The 17,825-nt window shown below is 58.9% G+C and carries 13 protein-coding genes and 1 tRNA gene; 11 read left to right on the top strand and 3 right to left on the bottom strand.

Annotated features, from left to right (window positions below; translation table 11 throughout):
* The first annotated feature begins 267 nt into the window (after positions 1–267).
* The 7 genes from lon to ACYBHZ_RS16770 all read left to right on the top strand — a co-directional run bounded on the left by lon (position 268) and on the right by ACYBHZ_RS16770 (position 8,793).
* Positions 268–2,673: an endopeptidase La gene (gene lon, locus ACYBHZ_RS16800; protein WP_460275454.1), complete on the top strand. Its 2,406-nt coding sequence runs from the start codon at positions 268–270 to the stop codon at positions 2,671–2,673.
* 199 nt (positions 2,674–2,872) lie between these two features.
* A complete protein-coding gene (locus ACYBHZ_RS16795; RefSeq protein ID WP_460275453.1) occupies positions 2,873–3,319 on the top strand; it encodes an HU family DNA-binding protein in 447 nt (148 codons plus the stop codon).
* A gap of 62 nt (positions 3,320–3,381) precedes the next feature.
* Positions 3,382–3,456 (top strand) — tRNA-Val (locus ACYBHZ_RS16790).
* Positions 3,457–3,730: 274 nt separating this feature from the next.
* A complete protein-coding gene (locus ACYBHZ_RS16785) occupies positions 3,731–6,853 on the top strand; it encodes a methyl-accepting chemotaxis protein (RefSeq protein ID WP_460275452.1) in 3,123 nt (1,040 codons plus the stop codon).
* A gap of 42 nt (positions 6,854–6,895) precedes the next feature.
* A complete protein-coding gene (locus ACYBHZ_RS16780; RefSeq protein ID WP_460275451.1) occupies positions 6,896–7,933 on the top strand; it encodes a protein-glutamate methylesterase/protein-glutamine glutaminase in 1,038 nt (345 codons plus the stop codon).
* Entirely contained in the window at positions 7,930–8,466 is a 537-nt protein-coding gene (locus ACYBHZ_RS16775; RefSeq protein ID WP_460275450.1) for a chemotaxis protein CheD, read from the top strand. The genes ACYBHZ_RS16780 and ACYBHZ_RS16775 overlap by 4 nt, the downstream gene beginning before the upstream one ends.
* 90 nt (positions 8,467–8,556) lie before the next feature.
* Positions 8,557–8,793, top strand: a complete 237-nt coding sequence (locus ACYBHZ_RS16770; protein WP_460275449.1) for an RND transporter — start codon at positions 8,557–8,559, stop codon at positions 8,791–8,793.
* Positions 8,794–8,945: 152 nt separating this feature from the next.
* On the opposite strand, the gene ACYBHZ_RS16765 is transcribed toward ACYBHZ_RS16770, so the two are convergent.
* Positions 8,946–10,331 (bottom strand): dipeptidase, encoded by a 1,386-nt coding sequence (locus ACYBHZ_RS16765; protein ID WP_460275448.1) that lies wholly within the window; start codon positions 10,329–10,331, stop codon positions 8,946–8,948.
* A 262-nt stretch (positions 10,332–10,593) separates the two neighbouring features.
* Between ACYBHZ_RS16765 and hemA the strand changes: the two genes are divergently transcribed.
* From hemA to ispG, 3 genes are all read left to right on the top strand, one after another.
* The gene (gene hemA / locus ACYBHZ_RS16760) at positions 10,594–11,823 is read left to right on the top strand and encodes a 5-aminolevulinate synthase (protein WP_460275447.1); all 1,230 of its coding nucleotides are present in this window, start codon (positions 10,594–10,596) and stop codon (positions 11,821–11,823) included.
* Between the two features lie 115 nt (positions 11,824–11,938).
* Positions 11,939–13,147, top strand: a complete 1,209-nt coding sequence (locus tag ACYBHZ_RS16755; RefSeq protein ID WP_460275446.1) for a helix-turn-helix domain-containing protein — start codon at positions 11,939–11,941, stop codon at positions 13,145–13,147.
* 102 nt (positions 13,148–13,249) lie between these two features.
* Positions 13,250–14,377, top strand: coding sequence for a flavodoxin-dependent (E)-4-hydroxy-3-methylbut-2-enyl-diphosphate synthase (gene ispG, locus ACYBHZ_RS16750; protein WP_460275445.1), 1,128 nt, complete (start codon positions 13,250–13,252; stop codon positions 14,375–14,377).
* A gap of 117 nt (positions 14,378–14,494) precedes the next feature.
* Here ispG and ACYBHZ_RS16745 read toward each other — a convergent pair whose 3' ends face one another.
* On the bottom strand, positions 14,495–15,262 hold the full coding sequence (locus tag ACYBHZ_RS16745; protein ID WP_460275444.1) for a DsbA family protein: 768 nt from the start codon (positions 15,260–15,262) through the stop codon (positions 14,495–14,497).
* Positions 15,263–15,267: 5 nt separating this feature from the next.
* Complete coding sequence (locus ACYBHZ_RS16740) at positions 15,268–16,617, bottom strand: M48 family metalloprotease (RefSeq protein ID WP_460275443.1); 1,350 nt, start codon at positions 16,615–16,617, stop codon at positions 15,268–15,270.
* 58 nt (positions 16,618–16,675) lie between these two features.
* On the opposite strand from ACYBHZ_RS16740, the gene ACYBHZ_RS16735 reads away from it, so the two are divergent.
* Positions 16,676–17,818 (top strand): pyridoxal phosphate-dependent aminotransferase, encoded by a 1,143-nt coding sequence (locus ACYBHZ_RS16735; RefSeq protein ID WP_460275442.1) that lies wholly within the window; start codon positions 16,676–16,678, stop codon positions 17,816–17,818.
* The last annotated feature ends 7 nt before the right edge of the window (positions 17,819–17,825 follow it).

Raw genomic sequence — 17,825 nt, 5'->3', positions numbered from 1 at the left:
GCCTGACAGTTGAAATGTTTCATTTTTTTGACAGTGCGGCCCAATCCAAGGCCGCGCTGACGCTATATCACGACCAAATGCCCGCTAAATCCGGCCAATTCCGCCCTTGCTCGTCCGAACGATGACGGGCAGACTGGTTGGTAAGACGCAACTTGACTTGGTTGAAATCAAGGGGCTTTGCCCCCAGATATAGAGCCAAGACAGGAAAGATCTTATGGTTGCCGCATTCTGCGGGGCTCGGGTCTTTTGCCAGAACAAGGAATGACTATGCACGAGCAACTCCAATCCTACCCCGTCCTGCCGCTGCGCGATATTGTGGTGTTTCCCCACATGGTCGTGCCGCTGTTCGTCGGTCGGGAAAAATCGGTCAAAGCGCTCGAAGAGGTGATGGCGCAGGATAAGCAAATCCTGCTCTCCGCCCAGATGGACCCGTCGGTGGACGATCCGGAAGCGGATGGCATCTTCCGCGTCGGCGTGCTGGCCAATGTATTGCAGCTTCTGAAACTCCCGGACGGCACCGTCAAAGTGCTGGTCGAGGGCGAGCGCCGCGTGCGTCTCGACCGTTTCCTCGAAAACGACACCTATTTCGAAGCCGAAATCACACCGCTTGAAGAAGCCGAAGGCGACGAGAACGCCGTGACGGCCCTTCTGCGCTCGGTGCGCGAAGAGTTCGAGCATTACGCCAAGGTGAAAAAGAACATCCCCGAAGAGGCGCTTGTCGCCGTGTCTGAGACCCGCGAGCCCGCAAAACTCGCCGATCTCGTGGCCGGGCATCTGGGCGTTGAGGTGGATGAGAAGCAGAAGCTTCTGGAAACGCTGTCCGTGGACGAGCGCCTCGAAGCCGTGTTCGGCATGATGCAGGGCGAAATGTCCGTCCTTCAGGTCGAGAAAAAGATCAAGACCCGCGTCAAGTCGCAGATGGAGAAAACTCAGCGCGAATACTATCTGAATGAGCAGATGAAGGCCATTCAAAAGGAGCTTGGCGACGGCGAGGATGGGGCAGGCGAGATCGCCGAGCTCGAAGAAAAGATCGCGGCCACCAAGCTCTCGAAAGAGGCGAAGGAAAAGGCAGAGGGCGAGCTGAAAAAGCTCAAAAACATGAGCCCGATGTCCGCCGAAGCCACGGTCGTGCGCAATTATCTCGACTGGATGCTGTCGATCCCGTGGGGCACGAAATCCCGCGTGAAAAAGGATCTGAACCGCGCGCAGGACATTCTCGATCACGATCACTACGGGCTTGAGAAAGTCAAAGAGCGGATCGTGGAATACCTTGCCGTGCAGCAGCGTTCGGCCAAGCTCAAAGGCCCGATCCTCTGCCTCGTTGGCCCTCCGGGTGTCGGTAAGACCTCGCTCGGCAAATCGGTCGCCAAAGCCACGGGACGCGAATTCATTCGCATCTCGCTCGGTGGCGTGCGCGACGAGTCCGAGATCCGCGGTCACCGCCGGACCTACATCGGCTCCATGCCGGGCAAGATCATTCAGGCGCTGAAAAAGGCGAAAACCACGAACCCGCTCATTCTGCTCGATGAAATCGACAAAATGGGGCAGGACTTCCGTGGCGATCCGGCGTCTGCAATGCTCGAAGTGCTTGATCCGGAACAGAACTCCACCTTTGTGGATCACTATATGGAAGTCGAATACGACCTCTCCAACGTGATGTTCCTGACCACCTCGAACAGCTATAACATGCCGGGGCCGCTTCTCGACCGGATGGAGATCATCCCGCTCTCGGGCTACACCGAGGACGAAAAATCGGAGATCGCGAAACAGTATCTGATCCCGAAACAGATCAAAAACCACGGTCTGAAGGAGAAGGAATTCTCTGTGACGGATGAGGCTGTGACGGATGTGATCCGCTACTACACCCGCGAGGCGGGGGTACGGAACCTTGAGCGCGAATTCGCCAAAACCGCCCGCAAAGCGGTGACGAAAATTGTGCGCAAGGAGGTCGACACGGTGGAGGTCAGCTCCGACAATCTCGAAGACTTCCTCGGCGTGAAGAAATTCCGTTACGGTCTTGCGGAGAAAGAGGATCAGATCGGTGTCGTCACCGGGCTGGCCTATACCTCCGTGGGCGGCGATCTGTTGCAGATCGAGGCGCTGAAACTGCCCGGCAAGGGGCGGATGAAAACCACCGGGAAACTGGGCGATGTGATGAAGGAATCCATCGACGCGGCCAGCTCCTACGTGCGTTCCATCGCGCCGCAGATCGGGGTGAAACCGCCGGTGTTCGACACGATCGACATCCACGTTCACGTCCCCGACGGGGCAACGCCGAAGGACGGTCCGTCGGCCGGTCTTGCCATGGTCACGACCATCGTGTCCGTGCTGACGCAAATCCCGGTGCGCAAGGACATCGCCATGACCGGCGAGGTCTCCCTGCGCGGCAATGCGACGGCCATCGGCGGGCTCAAGGAGAAACTCCTCGCGGCGCTGCGGGGCGGTATCAAAACCGTGCTGATCCCGGAAGAGAACGTCAAGGATCTCGCGGAGATCCCGGACAACGTGAAAGAGGGGCTGGAACTGATCCCGGTCACCCATGTGTCCGAAGTTCTCAAACACGCGCTGGTGCGTCAGCCGGAACCGATCGAGTGGGATGAAGCCGCGGAAGAAGCGGCGCGTCTGGCGAAGATTTCCTCCGGTGGAGAAGGTCAGGCCGCCACGGCGCATTGATCCCGCACCAGAAACAATATTGAAAAAAGCCGGCCTTTGGGTCGGCTTTTTTATGTGCGAATGGGGCCTGCCTGCCACGAAAAGCTGCATATAAAACAATATGATGATCTTGGCGGCGGCGCGACATTTCCCATTTGCAGGTCCGTATCGGACATGTTTATGGTTTCTGAGACAGAGACAAATGTTCAAAGAGGATTCCATGGCACCGCGGACGCCCGCAACCGGTAAGACGAAATCGACGAAATCCAAAACCGGCACCAAAAGCGCTGCCAAACTCGGAGCGAAGACGACGGCCAAAAAGACCATGCCCGTAAGCACACCTCCGGCTCCGACCGAGGTTCCTGAAACCACTGTGGTGACGACTGTGAAGAAAAAAGAATTCATCGACCGTGTGGCCGAAGCCTCCGGCATCAAACGCGGTGAGGCGAAGAAAGCCATTGAAGCGACACTCAAGGAATTGGGCGATGCGCTCCAGCGTGGCGATGATCTGAACCTGCCGCCGCTCGGTAAAATGTCGGTCAATCGTCAGCGTGACGGGGGCGGGGCGCATGTCATCGTGGCCAAGCTGCGCCGGTCCAAAGCCATGCTCGGCGAAGAGGCTGAGACAGGGGATGCCGCTGGCGAAAGTGCCGACGCGGAAAACTGAGATTTTCTCTGAAAAAGCCTCTTGCATCCGATTTTGCCAGAGGCTAAACACCGCGCCACGGCGGGTGATTAGCTCAGTGGTAGAGCGCTTCGTTCACATCGAAGATGTCAGGAGTTCAAATCTCTTATCACCCACCATTTCCACTTCAGCGCAAATCATGCTGGCTTTCAGGTGTCCTTTGGGGCGCCTTTTTTCCTGTTCGAAACCTGCCTTTTGGCCGGAAATAGATGTGATTTTCTGAAAATTAATTCGATTTGCCGGACGAAAGCGCGCCGACTTAAATGAATCTTCACTCCTAGGCGGCATGGTTCGTTGCGTGCTGGGCCCTCAGCCCGAATGCGGACCAACAGATCGCTCGCAAACGACGCGCTCCATGGCGGAGGGCCGTCCCGCGATGCCTGGAGACACGAGATGAATTTTTTTAGCAAGATCAAGCTGGCGAACAAACTGCCGGCGATCATGATCGGATTGACCATCGTTACGATCGCCATTGCGAACCTTGTGTCCTATCGCAATGCCTCGCAATCCTTATTGCAAGAAGCCGAAGAGGCGCTGATGACCGTTGCGGAGGCGCGGTCTCTTGAGCTTGAGGGCTGGCTTGACGGGGTCGATATCGATTTGCGAAGCCAATCTGAAAACCCGACGGTGCTCTCCGCGATCCGCGGGTTTGGCGAGGCGTGGGACATTCTTGACGGGGATCGGACAGCCTATCTGAAAGACTGGTATATTGAGCGAAACCCGAATGAACTGGGTTTCAAGCACAAGCTTGATTATGCCGAGGATGGCTCGGCCTACAGTCAGGTTCACAAGCTTTACCACGATTATTTTCGGAGCCTCGTTGAGGAAAAGGGCTATTACGATGTCTTCGTTTTTTCCCTGTCGGGCGATCTGATCTATTCGGTCTTCAAAGAACAGGATTTCGCCACCAATTTTGTCGAGGGCAGCTATGCTGATACCGGCCTTGGTCGTGTGGTGCAGCAGTCAATCGCGGCAGATGGTGCGAATATCTTTTTCGCAGATTTCGAAAAATATGCGCCTTCGCATGGCGCCCCAGCAGCGTTTCTGGCCGCGCCGGTTTTGGATCGCCGCGGCGTGACGCAAGGGGTGATCGCCTTTCAAATGCCGGTTGATCGGATCGATGTCATCACCACCCGCACGACCGGATTGGGCAGAACGGGGGATTCCTATCTGGTCGGAGATGATCTGCGGCTCCGCTCTGATCGCATTCATGGCAACGGCGATGATATCCTCAATGTCACATTGTCGAGTGAATCCGCGAAACGTGCGATTGCAGGAGAAATCGGCATTCTTCGCGAGCAGGAAGCAGGCACCTCAGAGGGGCAGGCGCATCTCGCGGCCTATTTTCCGGTTCATTATCACGGGGTGACTTGGGGCCTCGTTGCCGAGCAGAGTATTGAAGAGATCTTGGAGCCCGCCACGGCTTTGGCGCGCACCATGGCCTGGCAGGGCGCTCTGATGACGGCCATCGTCGCCTTGATCGCATATCTCATCGCACGGACAATCGCACGCCCTCTGACGCGTGTGGAAACGGCCATGAGAACGGTGTCTGAAGGCAACTATGCCGTGGATGTTCCGGGGGTTGAGCGCGGTGACGAGATCGGGCAGATCGCCAATGCGCTGGATGATTTTCGCCACGCCTTAGGGCGCGCCGAGCAGGCCACGCGGGACGGTCTGTTCAAAGGCGCTGCGTTTGAGGGCTCCTCGGCCGCCTTGATGATGATCGATACGAATTTCACGATCACCTACATGAACTCGGCCGTGCATGCGTTGCTCAAGGAACATGAACCGGTTTTCCAAAGCATGTTCGGAAGCTTCAATGCCGACGACATCGTCGGGAAGAATATCGATATTTTCCATAAGGATCCGGGTCGCATTCGCGCAATCCTATCGGATACGAGCAAGATGCCGTTTTCAACGGATATGAAAGTTGGGCTGGTTCACTTCGCGCTCGATGTGAATGCCGTGATCGATCTCGACGGCACTCAAATCGGCTGTGTGATGGAGTGGAAGGATGTCACGGACATCCGGACCAATGAGGCTGTGATTGTCGCGCTCGACAGCCATCAGGCCAAGGCGGAATTCGGTGTCGACGGTCGCCTTATGAAAGCCAATGACAACTTCTCTCGTATGTTGGGTGTCTCGCCCGAGGAACTCATCGGATTGAACCATGGCGACATCTTTGCGTTTGACGCGAAAAAAGCTGCTGAACGCGGGGAGGTTTGGGATCGCCTTAACAAGGGCGAAAGCATCAGCGGCAGATTCAAGCTCCACGATAAGAGCGGCAACAGTTCCATTCTCGATGGCACGTTTAGCCCGGTCAAAGATGCCTCCGGGCGCCCCTTCCGCATCATTCTTCTCGGCTCGGATATCACCGACAGCCAAGCGGCGCTTGTCGCGGCAGAGACGGAGCGCGAGCGCATGAAAGCGTCGCAGGACCGTGTGGTGGAAGGGCTGCGAGTGGGGTTGAAAAAACTGGCTCAGGGCGATTTGACCTCCCGTCTTGAAGAAGTTTTTTCCGAGGAATATGAAACACTTCGAGGCGATTTCAATCAGGCGATCGAAAACCTTTTGTCCGCGATGCGCAATGTCGTCGAGAATGCCGATATGATCCGGGGTGAAGCATCTGAAATCTCGAACGCGGCGGATGATCTGTCTCGCCGCACAGAGAAACAGGCGGCCACGCTGGAAGAAACGGCGACTGCGCTTGATGAGTTGACCTCGTCAGTACGTTCTGCGGCTGACGGCGCCAAGCAGGCCTCTGAAATGGTGGATACGGCCAAGGCCAATGCCGAAGCCTCGGGTAAGGTCGTTCAGGAGGCTGTCGAGGCAATGAGCCAAATCGAAACGTCTTCGGACCAAATCTCTAAAATCACCTCCGTGATCGACGATATCGCATTTCAGACCAACCTTCTGGCCCTGAATGCCGGGGTTGAGGCGGCACGGGCCGGCGAGGCCGGGCGTGGTTTTGCGGTTGTCGCTTCTGAAGTCCGCGCCTTGGCGCAGCGATCTTCTGAAGCTGCACGCGAAATAAATGATCTGATTTCCAAGTCCGGGACATTGGTGAAACGCGGTGTGGGGCTTGTTGGAGAAACCGGTGAGGCCTTGCGTGGCATTGTTTTGTCGGTGTCCGATATTTCTCACAACGTGTCTGAGATTGCCGTCTCCGCCCGCGAACAATCCTCAGGCCTTGCGGAGATCAACGCGGCGGTGAACCAGCTTGATCAGGTGACGCAACAGAATGCTGCCATGTTCGAGCAAACGACGGCGGCAAGCCATGCTTTGACCCGTGAGGCGGAAAATCTGAATGTGACGACATCCCGATTTGCAATTGGAACTGTGCAAAACGGGGCTGCCCCGGCGAAGGGCTTGCAAGCCGCCGAACTTCAGCGATCTACCCCGCCGACAGCCACGCGAGCAGAGCAGCCGCGCGCTCCGCAACGTCCGGCAAAACAGGCTGTGAATGCGGTCCCATCCGTCGCGCCTCCAATCGAGGACGATTGGGAAGATTTCTAAGTCGACTGTAAGATCGTCAAGGCCTGTTCTTAGGAGGGTTCCGTGAAAGCATTGCGTGTTTTGATTGTGGATGATTCCGCCACAATGCGGCGTCTCATTCGCTCCATTCTTGAGGCCGATCCAAGGCTTGAGGTGGTGGCCGAAGCGAGTACAGCACGGGAAGCGCGCGATGCGGTGAACAGATGGCGACCGGATGTGATGACGCTGGATGTTGAAATGCCAAATATGAGCGGCCTTGAGTTTCTCAAACGCCTCATGCGGCATCGACCGATGCCTGTCGTGATGGTGTCGACCCTGACGGGGCGCGGCAGCGATGTCGCGGTCGAGGCGATGGCCTTAGGGGCGGTCGATTGCGTCGAGAAACCAAGGTTTGGCGATGAGTTTGAGAATTTCGCACAGCTTTCTGACACAGTGGTCATGGCCGCACGTGCACGATTGCCCACACCGCGGCGCCCCGGTTTGATGCGTACTGAGCCAGCCAAAGACAGGGTGTTTCGAAGGCTATGTCTGATCGGCGGATCGACGGGGGCGGTGGATGCGATCGAACGTATTCTGCAAAGCTTTCCGGTCGATTGTCCCCCGACCTTGATCACGCAACATATGCCGGAGCCTTTCCTCGTCAGTTTCGCGGCCCGGCTTGATCCGCTGGTGTCGCCCCGGGTGACGCTCGCCACGGATGGTGCGCTATTGCGTCCCGGACAGATTATGATTGCGCCGGGTGGAGCCACTCATTTGAACTTGGACAGCAGGGGCGAGCTATGCGCCAGATTGCAAGAAGGTCCGCCGGTTTCCGGCCACCGGCCCTCGGTTGATGCGATGTTCGTGTCGGCGCTGCCCGTCGCGCACCGTGTCGTGGCGGGGATTTTGACGGGGATGGGGCGTGATGGGGCTGAGGGAATGGCCGCTTTGCGCAAGGCCGGGGCGCGCACGCTTGGGCAAAGTAAGGAAAGCTGTGTTGTCTTTGGCATGCCGCGCGTCGCGGGCGAGCTCGGCGGGGTCGAACGCTGGGCCGATCTGGATGTGTTCGGGGAGGAGATGCTGCGGCTCTGCGAGAGCCCTGCACAGGTGAGGGCATCATGACGACAATTTCGGAAAAACAGGCCTCTGGGAGCCGCACCTATATCGCGCAGGGCGAGTATGCGATTGCCGCGAGTGAGACGGCGGTGATCTCCACCATTCTGGGCTCTTGTGTGGCGACCTGCCTTTGGGATCCGGTCGCCAAGCTTGGCGGCATGAACCATTTCCTTCTGCCGGAAGGGCCGCCCTCGCGCAGTGATGTCAGTTCCTTCGGGGCGAATGCGATGGAATTGCTGATCAATGGGTTGATCCGCCATGGCGCGGTCCGGGAACGGCTGCGCGCGAAAGTCTTTGGCGGGGCGGAGATGTACAAAGGGCTCACCAATGCCGGCAACCAGAACGGGGTGTTCGTTTTGTCCTATCTGGAGCGGGAGAACATTCCCTGTGATGGTCAGAGCCTTGGCGGGGGGCAGGCGCGCCGGGTCGAGTTTTATCCAGCGCTTGGCAAGGCGCGGCAAAAACTGGTTTCTGACGCATCTCAGATTGTCGAAACCGTGCCGAAGCCTGAGAGCGCGAATGAGCTGGAACTGTTTTGAACGCAGACCGGTCGATGACGTGCATGAAGCTGGCGAGGTGACGCCGGGAAAACGCTTGGAGGACTGAGCAAAGGCGGGCAGGAAAGAGGGATGAAACTGATCGATTCCATTCCGCTTTCGACCTTTATTCTGGTTGCTCTGACGCTTGGCCTCGCGCCATTCGTGCCGGAGCCGCATATCTGGGAGAAGCTGAAGATGCTTGCTTCTGGAAGCCTGAGCCGCCCGATCGACATTTTCGATCTGTTTTTCCACGGGCTGCCCTGGGGGCTGTTGATCGTAAAACTCATCCGCGGGGATCGGCGCGGGGGGCGGGCGGATGAAAGTTGAAACCGTCTTAGTTTTGGCGCAACCGGGCTGCATGTCCGCTGATTTCCCGGAATGCGTCTCGTGGCGTGCGGCGGATGATCTTGGTGATCGCGACCGAAATAGAAACGGGCCCGCGCTGATGTGCGGGCCCGGTCGTGCGAAAGATGTGCGCGTCAGGCTTTGGACACGGCGTCGAGGATACGCGCCCAGCTGCGGATGCCTTTGTGGAAATTCTTCAGGCCGTATTTCTCATTCGGAGAGTGGATGCGGTCGTCGTCATCGGCGTAGCCGACCAACATGGAATCCAAACCGAGAATGGTGGTGAAGAAGCCCGCAATCGGGATCGAGCCGCCCATGCCCGCGAACACGGCTTCGCGGTTCCATTCGTCCGAGAGCGCCTGACGGGCGGCTTCGAATTCGGGGCGGGCAATGTTCATCACAGCGGCGGGGGAGCCGTCGAGATCTTGGTCCCAGACGACTTTCGCATCGATGGGCAGACGGGATTCGATATGCGCGCGCAGGTTCTTGCGGATCGCGTCGGGGTTTTGTGTCCCGACCAGACGGCAGGTGATCTTGCAATGCGCCTCCGCCGGGATCACGGTTTTCGACCCCGGCCCCTGATAGCCCCCCCAAAGCCCATTGATCTCAAGGGTCGGGCGCGCCCATTGCTGTTCCAGCGTGGAATAGCCGCTCTCGCCATGGGCCACCGTCATGCCGGCGTTTTCGAGATAGTCTTTCTCATCAAAGCCACAGTTTTCCCATTGGGCGCGTTGCTCGGCGGGAACCTCTTCAACGCCCTCGTAGAAATCCTTGACCGTCACACGGCCATTCTCGTCGTGGAATGTGGCGATGAGTTTGGAGATTTCGCGCAAGGGGTTGAGCGCCGGGCCGCCGTAATGGCCGGAGTGCAGGTCCATCGACGGGCCGACAAGGGTGAACTCGTCTTTGAGCATGCCGCGCAGTTGAGACGCGATGGAGGGCACGCCGGGGGAGACCATGGACGTGTCGCAGATCAGGGCGAGATCGGCGGCGAGCTTGTCCTTGTTGGCTTCCATGAAGGGGATGAGCGAGGGGGAGCCGCTTTCTTCTTCACCTTCAAAGAAGAAGGTGATGGTGCAGGGCATCTCGCCATGTTCAGCAATCCAGGCGCGGCAGGCCTCGACGAAGGTCATGAGTTGACCTTTGTCGTCGGAAGCACCGCGGGCGCGGATCACTTTTCCGGTATCGCGATCTTCGATGAAGGGCTCAAACGGGTCGTGATCCCAAAGCGAAAGCGGATCCACCGGCTGAACGTCATAGTGACCGTAGAACAGAAGGTGCGGGCCGCCGGTGCCGATTTTGCCCCAGACCATCGGATGGCCGGGCGTCTCACACAGTTCCACCTCCGCGCCGAGAGATTTTAGGTCATTTACAAGCCATTGCGCGGCTTTCAGGCAGTCGGCCTTGTGCGCGGGGTCGGTGGAAATCGACGGGATGCGCAGGAACTCCATCAGTCGGTCGAGAGTCGGTTCAATGTCGGCGTCGATGCGCGACAGCACCGGATCGAGACGTGTGTTCATTATAGGAAACCTTTGATCTTGCTCGGGATGTTTTGCCGCAGCTTACGCCTCTGAAAACTGGTGTCCAGACGCGTTCCACGGGTTGACATAGATCATACAGAAAGGGTTTTTAGTCATTCTAAAAGGGGCGGGCAAAACAATATGCTCATGCTCCTTATAAGGGTTTCCTTGCGGTGTTATCTTGCGAATTGTGAATATGTGTCGCAATTTTCGTTTTAAGCCGCTAAAACAGGCAGACCTGAGACGCGCGAAAGGATAAAAAGTGGACTACACGGCGAAGCTTGAGGAAGCCCTCCAACGTTTGCACGACGAGGGACGCTACCGGACCTTCATCGATATTGAGCGCAAACGTGGTCAATTCCCGCACGCGACCTGGACACGGCCCGATGGCACGCAGCAACCGGTGACGGTGTGGTGCGGCAACGATTATCTCGGCATGGGCCAAAATCCGGTTGTGCTTGACGCGATGAAAGAAGCCGTGGACGCAACGGGCGCAGGCTCCGGTGGCACGCGCAACATTTCCGGCACCACCGTGTACCACAAACGTCTCGAAGCTGAGCTGGCCGATCTTCACGGCAAAGAAGCGGCTTTGGTCTTCTCCTCGGCGTACATCGCCAATGACGCGACGCTTTCGACCCTGCCGACGCTGTTCCCGGGTCTCATCATCTATTCCGACGAGCTGAACCACGCGTCTATGATCGAAGGCATTCGTCGCAACGGCGGCTCCAAACGGATTTTCCGCCACAACGATCTCGATCACCTGCGTGAGCTTCTGGCCGCCGACGATCCGGCCGCGCCGAAACTGATCGCTTTCGAGTCGGTCTACTCGATGGATGGCGACTTCGGTCCGATCAAAGAGATTTGCGATATTGCAGATGAATTCAACGCCTTGACCTATCTCGACGAAGTGCATGCCGTGGGTATGTACGGTCCGCGCGGTGGCGGTGTTGCCGAGCGTGACGGTCTGATGGGGCGTCTCGATATCATCAACGGCACGCTGGGCAAGGCCTTCGGCGTGTTCGGCGGCTATATCGCAGCGTCCGAGAAAATGTGTGACGCCGTGCGCTCTTATGCGCCGGGCTTCATCTTCACCACCTCCATCCCGCCGGCAGTCGCGGCTGGCGCTGCGGCGTCTATTGCCTGGCTGAAAGGCGAGGGCGGTGTGAACCTGCGCGAGAAACACCAGACGCAGGCGAAAATCCTCAAGACCCGCCTCAAAGGTCTCGGCCTGCCGATCACGGACAATGGCTCGCATATCGTGCCGCTGATCGTGGGCGATCCGAAACACACCAAGCTGATGTCCGACATGATGCTGGATAAATACGGCATCTACGTACAGCCGGTGAACTACCCGACGGTGCCGCGCGGGACGGAGCGTCTGCGCTTCACGCCGTCGCCGGTTCACGGCCCGGATGAAATGGATCACCTGATCAAGGCGCTCGACGCGCTGTGGAGCCATTGTGCGCTGAATCGTGCCGAATTGGCGGGGTAAACATTATATCTGCTGTGCGCAGTGATTGTGCATGTGGTAACACTTGTTCAAGAGGCTTCGGCGAATCGTAATCGTCAGGAGCCTCACGGGGACAGGACCAGATTAGGGCAGTATAATGATCGGGCGGTGGAGCAAACCACCTGTCGAGGAGCAGGAACATCCTCGCGGGTTCGACGACTTCGAGCTAAAGCTTGGCGACGTCATGCGTGGCGAACGCGCCACCATTGGTAAATCCCTTCTCGATGTGCAGCGTGAGCTGAAGATTAAGGCGACCTATATCGCCGCGATCGAGAATGCTGATCCCTCCGTGTTCGAAACCCAAGGCTTTATCGCAGGTTACGTGCGGTCTTACGCCCGGTATCTGAACCTCGATCCTGATTGGGCCTTTGGCCGTTTCTGTCAGGAGAGCGGGTTCTCCGTTGCGCATGGCATGTCGCCGCAGGCTTCGGTCAAGCGCGCGGCCCCGGCCAAAACGGCCCAGAAATCGACCAATCGCGATCCGTTCGCCGATCCGAACGCCACGTTTGTGCCGCGCGGTCAGAGCTTTATGTCCCGGATCGAACCGGGCGCGCTTGGCTCCTCGGCGGTGCTGCTCGCGCTTTTGGGCGTGATCGGCTACGGCGGCTGGACCGTGTTGCAGGAAATTCAAAAGGTCAAACTGGCTCCGGTGGATCAGGCTCCCGGCGTGATTTCCGAGGTGGCTCCGCTTGGCGGGGATCAGATGACCGTGGCTGGCATGGATGAAAGCGTTGGGCTCGCAACGCCGTCGGCCGAAGCGCTGGATCGTCTTTATCGTCCGCAAGCGCTCGACGTGCCGGTTCTGGTGCCGCGGGACGGGCCGATTGCGTCGCTCGATCCGCGCAGCGTTGGCGCTCTGGCCGGTGAAAGCCAAGCTGCCGAGCGCGAAGACCGTCTCAATGACATGTCCAACATGATTGCCGATGCCGTGATGTCCGAAGGTGACGACACGCCGGTGCAGGTGACCGCAGAGGATGCGCCGCAACTGGCTCTGGTGGCGGTTCTGCCGTCTTGGGTGCGGGTGCAGGCCGCTGACGGGTCCGTGATTTTCGAGAAAATCTTGAACGCGGGCGAGCGCTATGTCGTGCCGGCCATGGAACAACCGCCCTTACTGCGCACAGGCAACGGTGGCGGCGTCTATTTCGCTGTGAGCGGTCAGGCCTATGGCCCGGTCGGCTCCTCGGGTGAAGTGGTCAAGAATATCGCCCTGTCCGTGGCGGATGTGTCCGACATGTACAAACCGGTGGACATGGCGTCCAACGACAGCGTGGCGCAGATGTTCCGCGTCGCACAGAACGCGGAATAAGTCGCAGCTTAACTCAGCATTAAGACGGGCCGCATGGCTTGCCCCTCGGGGCGCAGCGGCCTATCTAGATGCCAAACGCTGCGTTTCGCAAAAGAGGCCCCCATGTCCCATAATCCCGTTCGTCCCTGGCGCAACATCGACCGTCGTGTGAGCCGCAAGATTTGGGTCGGGAACGTGCCCGTGGGCGGCGATGCGCCGATCTCTGTTCAGACCATGACCAATACGCTGACCCATGACGTCAAAGCGACGCTGGATCAGGTGATCCGCGCGGCGGAGGCCGGGGCGGATATCGTGCGGGTGTCTGTGCCGGACAAGGAAAGCTCGGCGGCGCTCAAAGAGATTTGCCGCGAAAGCCCGGTGCCGATCGTGGCCGATATCCATTTCCACTACATGCGCGGCATCGAGGCGGCGGAGGCAGGCGCGGCCTGTCTTCGGATCAATCCGGGCAATATCGGCGACGAGAAACGCGTCAAGGACGTGATCCAAGCGGCGCGCGACAACAATTGCTCCATGCGGATCGGTGTGAATGCTGGCTCGCTCGAAAAGCATCTTTTGGAGAAATACGGTGAACCGTGCCCCGACGCGATGGTCGAGAGCGGCATGGATCACATTAAGATCCTCGAAGACAACGATTTCCATAATTTCAAAATTTCGGTGAAAGCCTCTGACGTCTTCATGGCGGCTGCGGCCTATCAACAGCTTGCCGAAGCCACCGACGCGCCGATCCACCTTGGGATCACCGAAGCGGGCGGGCTGATGTCCGGCACGATCAAATCCGCCATCGGTCTCGGTCAGCTTCTGTGGATGGGCATTGGCGATACGCTGCGCGTGTCGCTCTCCGCCGATCCGGTGGAAGAGGTCAAGGTCGGCTATGAAATCCTCAAATCCCTCGGTCTGCGCCATCGCGGCGTGAATATCATTTCCTGCCCGTCCTGCGCGCGTCAGGGCTTCGATGTGATCAAGACCGTCGAAGAACTCGAAAAGCGGCTGGAACACATCAAGACCCCGATGAGCCTGTCGATCATCGGCTGTGTGGTGAACGGGCCGGGCGAAGCTTTGATGACCGATGTCGGTTGGACCGGCGGCGGGGCAGGTCATGGCATGGTCTATCTTGGCGGCAAGCAGGACCATAAAATGTCAAACGACAGCATGATCGAGCACATCGTCGCGCAGGTCGAAAAGAAAGCAGAAGAGCTTGACGCGGCAAACGCTCAGGACGCTGCGGAATAAGCGAAGGACGCTCCGCATTTCCTTTGCTGCCTCAAGTTTTTGAGAAACGCTTTAAATACTCAAATAAAAACCCCGCCAAATTGGCGGGGTTTGTCATTTCGGAGTGTCTGAACCGGATCAACGGTTGGCACGCACCTCTTTGACGATCTCGACGAGACCATCATAGGGGACATAGCCGCGCAGCATCTGGTCGCCGAGAATGAAACCGGGCGTCCCGGTGATTTGCAGTGCCGTGGCGAGCTGGTGGTTCTGGGCGAGAACGGCGGTGACCGCGTCACTGTCCATCTCGGCAATCACTTTGTCAGCGTCGATGTCGAGATCTTTCGCCATGCGGCGCAGGGCGCCTTCGGAAATGTCGCCGCGCGACTGCATCAGCTCGTCGTGCAGTTTCAGATAGGCTTCGTTGCCCTCGACCAGTTTGGTGGCCACGGCAAAACGGGCGGCCATGACGGAGGCATCGCCGAGGATCGGGAATTCTTTGACGATCAGTTTGATGTTGCCGTCTTTTTCGAGAAGGGCCTGAACATCCGGGTAGGCTTTCTTGCAATAGCCGCAGCGGTAGTCGGAGAATTCAACCAGAACGATGTCGCCCTCGGGGTTGCCATAGACCGCATCGTTGCTGTCATCGTAGATCGGCCCGGCGTAGCTGGCGATCAGGTCCGCGTCATTGGCGACCTGAGCGTCGGCCTGACGTTGTTGATAGACATCGACGGCTTCCATCAGAACTTCGGGATTTTCGAGGAGATAGGCGCGGACCTCGGCGCGGAACGCTTCGCGCTCGGCATCGCTCATATCGGCCATGTCAAAAGCATTGGCGGCCAGCGCGGTGGAGGCGGTGAAAAGCGTTGCGACCCCGAGACGGGCGATGGCTTTGGCGAAAGGCATATGGTCTATCTCCGTTTCAGGACCTGTTCAGCAGCATCTATCACATCTTGTGCCCGGTTCCACCCTACAGTTCCGTGACCCAAGGCCGCAGAGGCGCGTTTTGCGAGCGGCAGCGCGGCCTTGAAATCTCCCCTGAGAGCATGGGCTTCGGCGGCGTTGAGAGCGGCCATGGCCTCTTGGCCGGTGCGGGCGTAGGCGGTGGCGAGATGGCGCAGGAGGACTGTGTCGTAAGGATCGCGGCTGCGTGCGGCTTCAAGCGCCTTGATCGCGGCCTTGAGATCGGCCCCCCGTCCGCGCGCCAGCAGCGCCCGCCCGAGACCGGACTGGATTTGTGGCTCCGACGGTGCGATGGACGCGGCTCGACCATAGGCGGCGACGGCGGCGTCGAATTGGCGGCTTTCGAGCAGGATTTGACCCTGAAGCTCGGCGTAATACGGGTCTTTCGGGCGTAGGGCGACGAGCTGCGCAATGGTGGCGATGGCCTCGCTCTGTTTCGGTACGCGGTGCAGCGCTACGGCGCGGCGCATGAGGGCGATTTCCGAGGTGTCCGAGGCTTTGACCCGCCGCAACGTGTAGGACGGTGGCCGGATGAAGGCTTCAAGCTTGCCGCGCGCACGGGCGTACCAATAGTCCGCCTTGGGATCGGGCGGGGCGACGGTCTGGGTCGCGGCGACATAACCCTTGAGCGCTCGAAGCCGTTCCCGGCTCAACGGGTGGGTACGGGTGTAGGGATCCTGACGCTGGCGAGAGAGCACTTCCTGCCCGCGAAACATGTCGAGCACATCGAGCATCGCTTGCGGCGGAACGCCCGCGCGCACCATGTAGCGGACACCAGCCTGATCGGCTGAGGCCTCCTGCGCCTGAGAATGGCCGTTGAGCACACGTTGCGCGGAGCCGGAAATCCCCATCGCCAAGCCCGCAGCCGCTTCGCCATTGCCGCCGCTTGCGATCACCGCGCCGGACAGGAGCAGGCCAAGCCCCGCAATCGTCGAGGCGGCTTTCGCCTGTCCGTAGCGCTGGGTGATATGGCCGCCGGTGATATGGGCCACCTCATGCGCGATCACCGCTTGCAGCTCTGCGGCGCTCTCAAGGCGCAGGAGCAGCCCGGAATGGATGAAGATATGCTGATTGTCGGCCACGAAAGCATTCGGCGTGTTGTCCTGAATGATGATGATCTTCATGCGCTGCGAGGACAGGCCCGCCGCGTCAAAGATCGGTCCAGCCAGACGGTTCAGCGCATATTCGATGTCTGGATCCCGCAGGATGGTCGCGGCGTGACCCGCGAGGGGCAGGGCGGCGAAGCTCAGGACGAGCATGAGCGCTGCCGCAAAGGTCTTGGTCGTGATCCGCCGCATTGCATTTCCTCGCGCTGGCTGGCATGGGTTTGCCGAAGTCAAACACAGGAGCCGTGTCATGAAAACCTCCCAACGATCCGTGGTCGATCCTTTTATCGTGATGGACGTGATGGAGGCGGCGCGGGCCGCCGAAGAGGCGGGGCGGCACATCATCCATATGGAGGTCGGCCAACCCTCGACCGGGGCACCGTCCAAGGCCCGCGCAGCAGTGGCCGAGGCGATGGAAAACGAGCCTTTGGGCTACACTGTGGCGCTTGGTCTGCCGGAGCTGCGCAAAGGGATCGCGGCGCTTTACAAGGATTGGTACGGCGTCGATCTCGACTGGAACCGTGTGGTGATCACGCCGGGATCGTCGGGGGCGTTTATCCTTGCTTTCACCGCCCTGTTCGATGCGGGCGCGAAAGTTGGCATGGGCGAGCCGGGCTATCCGTCCTATCGGCAAATCCTCACCGGCCTTGATGTCGAACCGGTTGGTATTCCGACGAAAATGGAAAACCGGTTGCAGCCGGTGCCATCTGAAATCCCGGACGGGATCGACGGTCTGATCGTGGCCTCGCCGGGCAATCCCTCCGGCACCATGCTGGGCCATGAGGAAATGGGCGCGCTGATTAAAACCTGCCATGACAAGGGCATCACGTTTATTTCCGACGAGATTTATCACGGGATCCAATATGAGGGTCGGGCGGTCACCGCGCTTGAGCTTTCAGACGATGTCTATGTCATCAACTCATTCTCGAAATTCTTCTCGATGACCGGCTGGCGCATCGGTTGGATGGTCGTGCCGGAGGATCATGTGCGGGTGATCGAACGCATCGCGCAGAACTTTTTCCTCTGCCCGCCGCATGCCTCGCAGGTCGCGGCCCTTGGTGCGCTGCAATCGCGGCAGGACTGTCAGGAGATGGTCGATGTCTATGCCGAGAACCGGCGTTTGATGCTCGAAGAGCTGCCGAAGATCGGCTTTGACAAGATCGCACCGCCGGATGGGGCGTTCTACATCTATGCGGATGTGTCGGAGTACACCGAGGACAGCAAGGCATTCTGTGACGAGATTCTCGCCGAGGCCGGCGTCGCGGTGACGCCGGGGCTTGATTTCGATCCGGTGCGCGGCGCTCAGACCCTGCGGTTTTCCTATGCGCGTTCGACGGAGGACATTCGCGAAGGTCTGGCGCGGCTCAAGGCGTTTATGGCCGCGCGAAAGTGACACGCCT

The organism is Celeribacter sp. ULVN23_4 (assembly GCF_054788345.1).
This window is presented reverse-complemented; position numbering and strand designations above follow the sequence as displayed.

Bases quoted from the DNA above. Each gene is read 5' to 3' on its own strand.
- lon (WP_460275454.1), top strand. From the start codon at position 268: ATGCACGAGCAACTCCAATCCTACCCCGTCCTGCCGCTGCGCGATATT.
- ACYBHZ_RS16795 (WP_460275453.1), top strand. From the start codon at position 2,873: ATGGCACCGCGGACGCCCGCAACCGGTAAGACGAAATCGACGAAATCC.
- ACYBHZ_RS16785 (WP_460275452.1), top strand. From the start codon at position 3,731: ATGAATTTTTTTAGCAAGATCAAGCTGGCGAACAAACTGCCGGCGATC.
- ACYBHZ_RS16775 (WP_460275450.1), top strand. From the start codon at position 7,930: ATGACGACAATTTCGGAAAAACAGGCCTCTGGGAGCCGCACCTATATC.
- ACYBHZ_RS16770 (WP_460275449.1), top strand. From the start codon at position 8,557: ATGAAACTGATCGATTCCATTCCGCTTTCGACCTTTATTCTGGTTGCT.
- ACYBHZ_RS16765 (WP_460275448.1), bottom strand. From the start codon at position 10,331: ATGAACACACGTCTCGATCCGGTGCTGTCGCGCATCGACGCCGACATT.
- ACYBHZ_RS16755 (WP_460275446.1), top strand. From the start codon at position 11,939: ATGATCGGGCGGTGGAGCAAACCACCTGTCGAGGAGCAGGAACATCCT.
- ispG (WP_460275445.1), top strand. From the start codon at position 13,250: ATGTCCCATAATCCCGTTCGTCCCTGGCGCAACATCGACCGTCGTGTG.
- ACYBHZ_RS16745 (WP_460275444.1), bottom strand. From the start codon at position 15,262: ATGCCTTTCGCCAAAGCCATCGCCCGTCTCGGGGTCGCAACGCTTTTC.
- ACYBHZ_RS16740 (WP_460275443.1), bottom strand. From the start codon at position 16,617: ATGCGGCGGATCACGACCAAGACCTTTGCGGCAGCGCTCATGCTCGTC.
- ACYBHZ_RS16735 (WP_460275442.1), top strand. From the start codon at position 16,676: ATGAAAACCTCCCAACGATCCGTGGTCGATCCTTTTATCGTGATGGAC.